The organism is Clostridium sp. USBA 49, assembly GCF_900167505.1.
Classification (GTDB): Bacteria; Bacillota; Clostridia; order Clostridiales; family Clostridiaceae; genus Clostridium_AT; species Clostridium_AT prolinivorans.
Map to the genome: position 1 here is coordinate 203,207 of NZ_FUYD01000002.1, position 12,195 is coordinate 215,401.

Annotated in this window: 13 protein-coding genes; all 13 read left to right on the forward strand. The window is 26.4% G+C overall.

The features are described from left to right. Positions 1–109: 109 nt before the first annotated feature. The gene (ftsA, locus tag B5D11_RS02885; RefSeq protein WP_078681547.1) at positions 110–1,372 is read left to right on the forward strand and encodes a cell division protein FtsA; all 1,263 of its coding nucleotides are present in this window, start codon (positions 110–112) and stop codon (positions 1,370–1,372) included. A 12-nt stretch (positions 1,373–1,384) separates the two neighbouring features. Further along, positions 1,385–2,470 (forward strand): cell division protein FtsZ, encoded by a 1,086-nt coding sequence (ftsZ, locus tag B5D11_RS02890; RefSeq protein WP_078681548.1) that lies wholly within the window; start codon positions 1,385–1,387, stop codon positions 2,468–2,470. Positions 2,471–2,621: 151 nt separating this feature from the next. Then, positions 2,622–3,422, forward strand: a complete 801-nt coding sequence (gene spoIIGA / locus B5D11_RS02895; protein ID WP_078681549.1) for a sigma-E processing peptidase SpoIIGA — start codon at positions 2,622–2,624, stop codon at positions 3,420–3,422. A 14-nt stretch (positions 3,423–3,436) separates the two neighbouring features. Next, positions 3,437–4,144, forward strand: coding sequence for an RNA polymerase sporulation sigma factor SigE (gene sigE, locus B5D11_RS02900; RefSeq protein ID WP_078681550.1), 708 nt, complete (start codon positions 3,437–3,439; stop codon positions 4,142–4,144). Positions 4,145–4,218: 74 nt separating this feature from the next. After that, a complete protein-coding gene (gene sigG / locus B5D11_RS02905; protein ID WP_078681551.1) occupies positions 4,219–4,992 on the forward strand; it encodes an RNA polymerase sporulation sigma factor SigG in 774 nt (257 codons plus the stop codon). A 251-nt stretch (positions 4,993–5,243) separates the two neighbouring features. Next, positions 5,244–5,507 (forward strand): YlmC/YmxH family sporulation protein, encoded by a 264-nt coding sequence (locus B5D11_RS02910; RefSeq protein WP_078681552.1) that lies wholly within the window; start codon positions 5,244–5,246, stop codon positions 5,505–5,507. An 80-nt stretch (positions 5,508–5,587) separates the two neighbouring features. Then, positions 5,588–6,046 carry a transcriptional regulator NrdR gene (nrdR, locus tag B5D11_RS02915; protein ID WP_078681553.1) on the forward strand — a complete coding sequence of 153 codons (459 nt, stop codon included), beginning with the start codon at positions 5,588–5,590 and terminating at the stop codon, positions 6,044–6,046. 105 nt (positions 6,047–6,151) lie between these two features. Continuing rightward, positions 6,152–6,874 (forward strand): peptidoglycan editing factor PgeF, encoded by a 723-nt coding sequence (pgeF, locus tag B5D11_RS02920; protein ID WP_078681554.1) that lies wholly within the window; start codon positions 6,152–6,154, stop codon positions 6,872–6,874. Between the two features lie 15 nt (positions 6,875–6,889). Beyond that, positions 6,890–7,585: a winged helix-turn-helix domain-containing protein gene (locus B5D11_RS02925; RefSeq protein WP_078681555.1), complete on the forward strand. Its 696-nt coding sequence runs from the start codon at positions 6,890–6,892 to the stop codon at positions 7,583–7,585. A gap of 1 nt (position 7,586) precedes the next feature. Then, a complete protein-coding gene (locus B5D11_RS02930; protein ID WP_078681556.1) occupies positions 7,587–9,290 on the forward strand; it encodes a two-component system histidine kinase PnpS in 1,704 nt (567 codons plus the stop codon). A gap of 199 nt (positions 9,291–9,489) precedes the next feature. Next, on the forward strand, positions 9,490–10,377 hold the full coding sequence (locus B5D11_RS02935) for a phosphate ABC transporter substrate-binding protein (RefSeq protein ID WP_078681557.1): 888 nt from the start codon (positions 9,490–9,492) through the stop codon (positions 10,375–10,377). Positions 10,378–10,400: 23 nt separating this feature from the next. Further along, entirely contained in the window at positions 10,401–11,303 is a 903-nt protein-coding gene (gene pstC / locus B5D11_RS02940) for a phosphate ABC transporter permease subunit PstC (RefSeq protein WP_078681558.1), read from the forward strand. Then, positions 11,303–12,187 carry a phosphate ABC transporter permease PstA gene (gene pstA, locus B5D11_RS02945; protein ID WP_078681559.1) on the forward strand — a complete coding sequence of 295 codons (885 nt, stop codon included), beginning with the start codon at positions 11,303–11,305 and terminating at the stop codon, positions 12,185–12,187. The genes pstC and pstA overlap by 1 nt, the downstream gene beginning before the upstream one ends. Positions 12,188–12,195: the final 8 nt, after the last annotated feature.

The window sequence follows — 12,195 nt, forward strand, 5'->3', positions numbered from 1 at the left end:
TTAAAGTTATTCATAAAATATTATAAATTTCTATAAAATTAAGAGGAAAAATAGATTTTTTGTTGAATATATACAAATAGGGTTCTCTATAAGGGGGGAAAATGACTTAATGGATGAATACATAGTAGGTATGGATATTGGTTCTTCAAAAATTTGCGTTGCAATTGGTAAAAAAGATAGACAAGAAAAACTTCAAATATTAGGAGTGTCTTCAGCTAATTGCAATGGATTAAAACAAGGTATAGTAGTTGATATAGATGCTACTGCAGAAGCAATAAAGCAGTGTATTGAGCAACTTGAAAGAATGATAGATACTCATATAAGAAATGTTTATGTATCTTTATCAGGGGGAATATGTGAACTTGTATCTAGCAAAGGAGTTGTTGCAATTTCATCTGAAGATAGAGAGATTAGCAATAAAGATGTAGAAAGGGTTTTAAAAGCAGCTAAAATAACCTCAGTACCAATGAATAAAGAAATTATAGGTGTAATACCTAAAAAATATATTATAGATGGTTATGATAGTATAAAAGATCCTGTAGGTATGTCTGGAATTAGACTAGAAGTAGATGCATATGTGATTTTGGCACAATCAACAATAGTTAATAATTTAATAAAAAGTGTTCACAAAGCTGGATTAGATGTTAGTGGTATTGTATTAGAACCTTTAGCTATATCGGAAATAGTTTTAAAGAAAGATGAAATTAATATGGGAACTGCTATTATAGATATAGGAGCTGAAAAAATAGATATATCTATTTATAAAGGAGGTAACTTAATTCGTATAGATTCCATTCCTTTTGGTGGACGTACTATAACAAATGATATTTCAATTTGTCTAAAAATACCTTTTTCAGAAGCTGAAAAACTAAAAATAAAATATGGTTCTGTTGAAAAATTAGACAAAATTGATAGTAAAATAAAGATTAATTCAAATTATAATGAGTCTATAACGATAGATTATTCTACATTAGTAGACATAATTGAAGCAAGAACTGATGAACTTTTAAAACTTGTGAGGAAAAAAATTTATGAAAGTGGATATTTAAATGATATAAATGGAATTGTGTTAGTTGGAGGCGGAATAGCTCTATTAAATGGTGTTGTAAATTTAGCAAAAAAAATATTTGATAAACCTGTAAGAATAGGAGTTCCTGAATATGTAGGGGCATCCAATCCTATTTATACAACCGCTGTAGGAATAATTAAAGATGTATTAAATACGCCAAATATAAAAAATGAACAAAAAATTTCAAATATAACCTCACGTACAAATACAAATCAAAAAAGTTCTAATAAAGAGGAACAACAATATACAGAAAATAATAGTGTATTTTCAAAGATAAAAGGATTTTTATCAGATTTTTTCTAAGGAGGTATTATTGTGCTAGATTTTGATGTTGAAATTGAACAATTTGCTCAGATAAAAGTAATAGGTTGTGGTGGTGGAGGAAATAATGCTGTTAATAGAATGATTAAAGACGGATTAAAAAATTTAGAGTTTATAGCTGTAAATACTGATAAACAAGATTTAATGCGTTCACAAGCATCACAAAAGATACAAATAGGTGACAAACTTACAAAAGGATTAGGTGCAGGAGCCAATCCAGAAATAGGCATGAAAGCTGCAGAAGAAAGTAAGGAAGAAATAGCTCAAGCAATAAAAGGAGCTGATATGTTATTTATAACAGCTGGAATGGGTGGCGGAACAGGTACAGGTGCTGCGCCTGTAATAGCTGAAATAGCAAAGTCAATGGGAATTTTAACTGTAGGAGTAGTTACAAAACCTTTCCCGTTTGAAGGTAGGAAAAGAATGCTTCATGCAGAAATGGGTATAAAAAACTTAAAAGAAAGAGTAGATACTCTTGTAACAATACCTAATGAAAGACTTTTAAGCATTGTAGATAAAAAAACTCCTTTAGCTGAATCTTTTAAATTAGCAGATAATGTATTAAGACAAGGTGTTCAAGGGATTTCGGATTTGATTACGATACCTGGACTTGTTAATTTAGACTTTGCTGATGTTAAAACTATAATGATAGATAAAGGATTAGCGCATATGGGAACAGGTGAAGGTAAAGGTGACAATAGAGCACAAGAAGCTGCAAAACAAGCTATATCAAGTCCTTTGTTAGAAACTTCAATAGTTGGTGCTACAGGAGTTTTATTAAATATTACTGGTGGACCAGATTTTTCATTAATTGAGATGAATGAAGCTGCGGAAATAGTTCAACAAGCAGCGGATCCAGATGCAAATATAATAGTTGGAGCTGTTATAGATGAAAATTTAAAAGATGAAATAAGAATTACAGTTATAGCAACAGGATTTGAAGATAATAAAAGAGAAATAAAGTCAGCAAATAATATTATTACAGGTAGAAGTGAAGCAGCATTAACTTTAGAAAAAGATAAATATGATGATGGAGACTTAGAAATACCAGCTTTTTTAAGAAGAAATTCTAAAATATAAAAAGTGCATTATGCACTTTTTTTATTTTGCAAAAAAAATAGTAATATGATGTAATTTGCCGTTTTTTAAAGGTAAAAAATGGATTTTAATATTATAAAACGACAAAATTTTAAAATAAATAGATATATAATAAATTAAAGGGGGGGGATATATGATAGTACATATAGATGTTTTATTATTAGAAAATATTATAATAAATTATTTTCTTTTATATATAACTTCTCAAACACTTAGAGTTAAAATATGGTTTAAAGAAATGATTGTACCATCACTTATTGGAGGATTATATGTATTAACTATAATATTTCCTAAATTAAGAATTTTGACTATACTCCCATTTAAAATTCTAATGGTATTTATAATGATTTTACTTTTATTTAGGAATAAAAGTTTTGTTTTTAATTTAAAAGCTGGATCAATTTATGTTTTATACTCTATGCTTCTTGCAGGATTATGTTTTTTTATTGAAATTAATGGAAACTCAGTATTGCAAATTAATAATATTACTATAAATTTTAGTTATAAAAAATTAATTTTATGTATAATTACCATTTATTTATTTATAGATAGAATTGTCATATATATAAGAGATAGAAAAGAAATTAATTCACTTATATATAAAGTTGATATTATAAATAAAGGTAAAGAAAAAAGCATTAGAGCTTTTTTAGATACAGGAAATGAATTAAGAGAACCTGCGACTAAATTACCTGTAATGATAATAGAAAAAAAATACATAGATGATTTTAAAATCAATGATAAAAATAAATTTTATATTCCTTATAAAGTTGTAAATGGTCAAATAGGTAATTTAATTGGATTTAAACCAGAATATATAGTTATTCATAATGGTGAAGAAATAAAAAAAAGAGAAGTAATAGTTGCTGTTTGTGAAAATAGATTAAGTGATTATGATGATTATCAAGCTCTTTTATCTAGAGGAATAATTTAATTTGGGGGGAAATTATGTTTAGACTTAAGGTAATATTAAATAGACTACTTTTAAATTTTAAAATATTTGCAAAAAAACTATATTACATAGGAGGTAATGATGCACTTCCTCCTCCTTTAAGCAAAGAAGAAGAAGAGGATTTAGTTGCTAAATTAATTGAAGGTGATGAAAGTATAAGATCCATATTAATTGAAAGAAATTTAAGATTAGTAGTATATATAGCACGTAAGTTTGAAAATACAGGAGTAAATGTTGAAGATTTAATATCAGTAGGCACCATAGGTCTTATAAAAGCTGTGAATACTTTTGATCCTAATAAAAAAATTAAACTTGCTACATATGCATCTAGATGTATTGAAAATGAAATACTTATGTATTTAAGAAGGAATAGTAAAGTAAAATCAGAAATATCTTTTTATGAACCTTTAAATATTGATTGGGATGGGAATGAACTTCTTCTTTCAGATATTTTAGGGACAGATAATGATGTTGTATATAATCTAATAGAAGATGAAGTTGATAAACAACTTTTGTTAGTAGCTATGAACAAGTTAAATAGTCGTGAAAAAGAAATAGTACAACTAAGATTTGGTTTAAACGGAGAATGTGAAAAAACGCAAAAAGAAGTTGCAGATATGCTAGGAATATCACAATCATATATATCAAGACTAGAAAAAAGAATAATAAAAAGATTAAAAAAAGAAATAAACAAAATGATATAGATTGTCCTTAGTATAAAAATCGGCTCCTCGGGAAATAATTTAAATGCTATTATTCTAAAGGGGCTGATGACGGAATGATGATTAACAAAGTTGAAATTTGTGGAGTTAATACAGCAAAGCTTCCAGTTTTAAAAGAAAATGAAATGAGGCAGCTGCTTATTAATATGAAGGATGGAGATGAGGCTTCTAGAGAAAAATTTATAAAAGGTAATTTAAGATTAGTTTTAAGTGTAATTCAAAGATTTAATAATAGAGGAGAAAATGTAGATGATTTATTTCAAGTAGGTTGCATAGGATTAATTAAAGCTATAGATAATTTTGATTTATCTCAAAATGTAAAATTTTCTACTTATGCTGTCCCTATGATAATAGGAGAAATTAGAAGATATTTACGAGATAATAATTCTATAAGAGTTAGCAGATCTTTACGAGATATTGCTTATAGGGCGCTTCAAGTAAGAGATAAATTAGTAGGTGAAAATAATAAAGAACCTACAATATCTCAAATTGCTAAAGAATTAAAAGTTCCTAGAGAAGAAGTTGTATTTGCTTTAGATGCAATACAAGATCCAGTTTCACTATTTGAACCTATATATCATGATGGAGGAGACGCAATATATGTTATGGATCAAATAAGTGATAATAAAAATTCAGATGATAGCTGGCTTGAAAATATATCTATAAAAGAAGCAATGAAAAAATTAAATGATAGAGAAAAATTAATATTATCTTTAAGATTTTTTGATGGAAGAACTCAAATGGAGGTTGCTGATGAAATTGGAATATCTCAAGCACAAGTATCTCGTCTTGAAAAAACCGCACTTAAGCATATGAGAAAATATATATAAGAGCCTTTTTAGGCTCTTTAAATTTTATATAATAAATAATATCACTAACCTATAATAAGCTGTAAATTAATTTTCGATATACAATTTATAGTGTTTCTAAATTTCTATTACAGCTATATATAGTGGTAAATATTTAATAAAAAGACTTTTTTATTAGATAATCATAATATAATAATTAAAATATTCATATAAATTATATTAGAATAAACCTATAAAATAAATTTATGAAAAATGCAAGGGGGATAAAAAGTATGGAAGAATCTATGTATGCAATAAATAGTTTAAAATCAATGGAAGTAATAGATGTTAATTCTGGAACAAAGCTTGGATATATTAAAGATTTTAAAATTGATTGTGATGGTTACAAAATAATATCTATTTTATTACCTAATCAAAATGTTTCTTGGTTTAATAGAAATAATATAATTGAAATACCTTGGTCAAAAGTAGTTAAAATTGGTGTGGATGTAATACTTGTTGAAGGAGAAGAGATTATTGAAAATAACAAAGAGTAGAAAAATGTAACATAAAAGTGTATAATTATAATATAAATAAAAACATTTAATTATATTATAATTACAAGGATGTGAATAAGTTGAAGTGTCCATTCTGCGGTTATGAAGAAAGCAAAGTAGTAGATTCAAGATCTACGGAAGATGACATGGCTATAAGGAGAAGAAGAGAATGTCTTAAATGTAACAAAAGATATACTACTTATGAAAAAGTAGAAGATATTCCTATTTTAGTTATAAAAAAAGATTCTAGTAGAGAGTATTTTGATAAGTCTAAAATAATAAACGGTCTTTTGAAGGCATGTCAAAAAAGGCCTATATCACGTATGCAAATTGAAGCTATAGCAAATGATATTGAAAAAAAATTAAGTAATCAGATGCTTACAGAAGTAAAATCTGATTATATAGGTGAAATGATTATGGAAAGTTTAAAAAATTTAGATGAAGTAGCATATGTAAGATTTGCTTCTGTTTATAGACAATTTAAAGATATAAATACATTTATGGAAGAAATAAAAAATTTAATGACAAATAAAAGTTAAATGCCCTAAAGGGCATTTTTATTATGTTAAATATAAGTTAAAATATATTTATTTTTATTATTATGTTTAAGAGTAAATGTTATAATGTTAATTAAGGAGAGAAAAATGAAAAAAATAGCAATAGATAAATATGAATTTTTAACTGAAAAAGTGAAAAATGCTAATATATTTTTTTCTACAGCAAAAAATAATATTGATTTTAATATAAATTCAGATATTGGTAAAAATAATATTGAAAAATTAAAGAAATTAATGGGACTAGAAGATATATTGTATTTAAGTCAAATTCATTCAGATAATATATATATAACAAATAATAGTTTAAGTTTATATAATTATAAAGGAGATGGAATTATAACAAATAAAAAAAATATAGGAATAGGTGTGTTTACTGCTGATTGTGTACCTGTTATTATATATGATACAAATAAAGAAGTAATAGCTGCGATACATAGTGGATGGAGAGGGACACTTTCTTGTATAGTTATTAAAGCAATAGAAAAAATGAAAAAAGAATTTAATTCAAATCCATCTGATATAGTTGCATATATAGGACCTCATAATATGGAATGCTGTTATGAAATAGGTGAAGATGTAGCTGAAAAATTTAAAAGTTGTAAAACATATAAAGATATAGATATTATAAAAAATAACAAATTAAATCTCAAACTATGTATAAGTACACAACTTAAAAGTCAGGGAGTTTATTTACAAAATATAAATTCAGTAGATATTTGTACATTTTGTAATAAAGAATATGAACTTTATTCTTATAGAAAATTTGGGAAAAATTGTGGACGAATGTTTTCATACATATATATGAAATAATAATGGAGGGGTATAATGTCACAATATAAAATACTTATTGTAGATGATGAAGAGCATATCCAAGAACTTATAAAATTTAATCTTGAAAATGTCGGATATAAAGTTATTTGTGCTGGCAATGGAATAGATGCTTTAAAATTAATAAAAAATGAAAAGCCAGATTTAGTGCTACTGGATGTGATGCTTCCAGAAAAAGATGGATATGATGTATGTAAAGAAGTTAGAAAAGACATTAGTGTTTCTAATATTCCAATAATTATGATAACTGCTAAAAGCGAAGAATTAGATAAAATTTTAGGGTTAGAACTTGGTGCAGATGATTATATAACTAAACCATTTTCTATAAGAGAACTTCTTGCAAGAGTTAAGGCTGTGCTTAGAAGGACATCAAATAATCCAATAGATAAAATTTTCAAGTTTGATAGTATAGTTATAGATTTTGAAAATCATGAAGTTACAAAAGACGGGAAAAAAATAGAGCTTACATTAAAAGAATTTGAAGTACTGGAAATACTAATAAAAAATAAAGGCAGAGTAATAACTAGGGAATTTTTGCTTGATAAAGTCTGGGGATATGATTTTATTGGAGAGACAAGAACTGTGGATGTTCATATAAGGCATTTAAGGCAAAAGATAGAATATGATGATAAATCCCCTAAATATATTGAAACTATTAGAGGTGTAGGATATAGGTTTAACATAGGTGATTAATGTGAAAAAACGACTTGTATATTATATATTAACTGTTTTAAGTTTGAGCGTTATAGTATTAACTATTTTTTTTATTAGAATAAGTAATTATAGTTTTAATGAAAATTTAAAAAAACAGTTAAAAAACAATAATGACTTTATAATTAGTATATTAAAAAGCGATAATATAAAAAATAAAGATGAATTTATAAAAAATAATCTAAAATATTTAAATATAAGAATTACATATATAGATAAATCAGGAAATGTAATATTTGATTCAATAGTTGATAGTGAAACTATGAAAAATCATAATAACAGGGCTGAAATAAAAGAAGCTCGAAAAAATGGCATTGGATATAGTATTAGATATAGTTCTACTTTAAATAAAAATATGATATATGTAGCTTCTGTTTTTGATGATGGATATATAGTAAGAAGTTCTATGGAAGCTTCTTTAATAAATAATTTTAAAAGTAAATATATTAAAGATTATATTATTACTTTAATATTTGTTCTTTTTATAGCAACAATAATGTCAATAAGATTATCTCAAATTATTGTAAGTCCAATAAAAAACTTACAATATATAGCATCAAGATTGGCACATGGTGAACTTTATAAAAGATCAAAAATAACATCTAATGACGAAATAGGGGAATTAAGCAAAGCATTTAATGATATGGCTGATAAACTTCAGATTCTGCTTAAAGATGTTACTGATAAACAAAACAGATTAGAAGCTATATTGAAAAGCATGGATAGCGGAGTTATAGCCATTGATGTAAATTATAAAATTATAATGATAAATCCTTATGCTAAAGAAATATTTGGCATAAATAAAGATGTAATAGGTGAAAATTTATTAGACGTTATAGATGAGTATAATTTTGAGAACATATTTAAATACAATTTAGAAGAATATAAAGAAATAAAAATAACATGGCCTAAAGAAAGAGAATTAAGAATAAAAACAGCGGATATAATAAGTGAACATAAACTTATAGGTACTGTTGCAGTAGTTCAAGATATAACTGATATTAAAAAATTAGAAAATATGAGATCACAATTTGTTGCAAATGTATCTCATGAATTAAAAACTCCGCTTACATCAATTAAAGGTTTTGCTGAAACTCTTAAATATGTAGAAGATTCAGATACAAGAGATAAATTTCTAGATATTATTAATGATGAGGCTGAAAGATTAACTAGATTGATAAATGATATACTTATATTATCGCATATTGAGCAACATAGAGAAGGTAAATTAGAGGAATTTAATATAAATGAAGTAATAGAAGAAGTATACAATCTTATGAAAAATATTGCAGAATCTAAAGGGGTAAATATTAAAATTGTTGGAGAAAATCTTCCTACTATTGTAGGAGATAGAGACAGATTTAAACAAATGATTATAAATTTAGTTGACAATGGTATAAAATATTCAGAAAAAAATGATAAAGTTTTTATAGGTACAGAACTAAAAAATAACAATTATATTATTTGGGTGGAAGATACTGGAGTAGGCATGTCTAAAGAGCATTTAAACAGAATATTTGAAAGATTTTATAGAATTGATAAAGCAAGGTCTAGAAGCCAAGGGGGGACTGGATTAGGTCTTGCTATAGTTAAACATATTGTTTTAAGCTTTAATGGAAATATAGAAGTAGAAAGTCAATTAGGAGTAGGAACAAAATTTACAATATATATACCATTAAAAAGATAGATTTAATTTATATTTTTAATGGTATATATAATTTAATTTTTTGAATATGCATTGAAAATTTTTTTAGGATAATAATATTTTATATAAAAATATATATGTTAATTTATTTTAACATATACATAACATTAATTTAACTTTGAAAATTTATAATCAACATATATACATATAATTTTATATACTTTTGGGAGGTATTTTTATAATGAAAAAAAGTGCCCTAAAAATGAAAATAATCGTACTAATATTAATCAATATAATTATTTTTTCTAGTGGGTGTAAAAAAAATAATAATTATGAATCTAAATCAGATGTGTCAGGATTGATAACTATTGCAGGTTCTACAGCTCTACAACCTTTAGTTGAATCTGCAGGCAAAAAATTCAGCGAAAAATATACTGATGTTATAATAAATGTTCAAGGTGGTGGAAGTGGAACAGGATTAACTCAAGTGATTCAAGGAGCAGTTGATATAGGAAATTCAGATATAGATGCTGAAGATAAACTAAAACCAGAATTTGCAAATCAACTTGTGGATCATAAAATTTGTGTTGTGGGATTTGGAATAGTAGTGAATAATAAAGTACAAATAGATAATATAAGCAGTAGTGATTTAATAAAAATTTTTACAGGTAAAGTAACAAATTGGAAAGAAGTTGGAGGAAATGATCTCCCTATAGTTGTAATAAATAGACCCAAATCTTCAGGAACACGAGCTGCATTTAAAAAATATGCTCTTAATGGAGAAGACGAAATTCAAGGGAAAGTTTTAACTCAAGATTCAAGTGGAGCAGTACAAAAAACGATAGAATCAAATGATGGAGCCATAGGGTATTTAGCTTCTTCATTTTTAAAAACAATTTCTAAAGAAAGCAATATAAAGATTCTAAAAGTAGATGGTGTAGATATGAACAAAGAAAATATTGCTAATGGCAAATACAAAATTTGGTCATATGAGCACATGTATACTAAAGGAGATCCTAAAGGAGTCACAAAGATGTTTTTAGATTACATGATCACTCCTGAAGTAAGTGTATTAGTAGAAAATTTAGGATATATACCTATAAAAGATATGAAAGTAACTAGAAAATAAATTTGAGATAAGGATGATTATATATGAATAAGGAAAATTTTTCAAAAAAGTTAAAAAATGAATATATAGGGAAAACTTTTGTTACAATATGCGGACTTTTAATAGTAGCTTTAACGGTATCAATAATTATTTTTGTAACATTAAAAGGTCTAAGCACTTTTACAAAAGATAAATATCCAATAACCAAATTTTTATTTTCTACAAATTGGAATCCAGATGCGTCGCTTGAAAATGGAGGTCCTCAATTTGGAACGTTAATTTTTATAATATCATCTATATTAGTTTCAGTTGGAGCTGTATTGATAAGTGCTCCACTTGGAATAGGATTAGCAATTTTTATGAATACAATTTCTCCTAAAATAGGAGAAAAACTACTTCAACCTGCAATGGAGCTATTTGTAGGAATTCCTTCAGTTGTATATGGATTTGTAGGACTTACGGTTTTAGTACCTTTTATAAAAAATGTTTTTGGAGGGCTGGGATTTAGCTTATTAGCAGGTATTCTTGTATTAAGTATTATGATACTTCCGACAATAACAAGTATTTCTTCAGACGCTATTAAAAACATTCCTAAAGATTATATTGAAGCCTCTTATGGATTAGGTGCTACTAGATGGCAGACTATAAGTAAAGTTATAGTACCAGCGGCTAAAAATGGCATTTTAACTGGAATAGTTTTAGGAATTGCTAGAGCCTTTGGCGAAGCATTAGCAGTACAAATGGTTATTGGTAACTCAATTAACCTTCCTAGTTCTTTATTAGATACAACTTCTACTCTTACAAGCATTTTAACTATGGATATGGCTAACACTATATTTGGATCTGAATGGAATAATGCTTTATGGTCTATGTCGCTTTTATTACTTATAGTTTCATTTATTTTTATTATTATTATAAGGAAATTAGGCAGGAAGGATGAAATATAATGAGCGCTAAATTAAAAGATAAGATAGCAACAATAATATTATATGTTATATCTGCTATGGTTTTAATTATTTTAATAAGCCTTATAGGATTTATTATTTATAATGGTAGACATTCTTTAAATTTAAAATTTTTAACTGGAAATCCCAAATTTGGAGAAACTGGTGGCGGCATAGGTCCAATGCTATTTAATTCATTTTATCTTTTAATAGTTTCTCTATTAATTACAATTCCTATAGGTATAGGAGCAGGAATATATTTAGCTGAATATGCTAAAGAAGGTTTTTTGCTTAATATTATTCGATTAAGCATAGAAACTATGGCTTCTCTTCCATCTATTGTTGTAGGACTTTTTGGATTAATTATATTTGTTAAATTAACGGGAGGATATAATTTATTATCAGGAGCATTAGCTATAACGGTAATAAATCTTCCTTCTATAACAAGAGTATGTGAAACAGCTATAAAAACTACTTCTATTGGTATTAAAGAAGCAAGTTTAGGATTGGGAGCAACTAAATGGCAGACAATAAAAAAAGTTATTCTTCCAACTTCGCTACCTCAAATATTAACAGGCATTATTTTAGCAGCAGGAAGAATATTTGGAGAAGCTGCAGCATTATTATATACAGCAGGAATGAGTGCCCCACCTCTTAAATTTAACAACATTAGTTTAGTAAATAAAGTTTCTGCTTTTAGTTTATTTAGGCCAGCAGAAACATTAGCTGTTTATATTTGGAAGCTTAATTCAGAAGCCTCTACTCCAGATTCAGCTCAAATAGCTGCAGGAGCCTCAGCTGTATTAATAATTATGGTGCTAATCTTTAATATATTAGCAAGAACAATAGGGAAAAAAATATATGCTTCTTACACAGGAACAAAATAAGGGGGAAG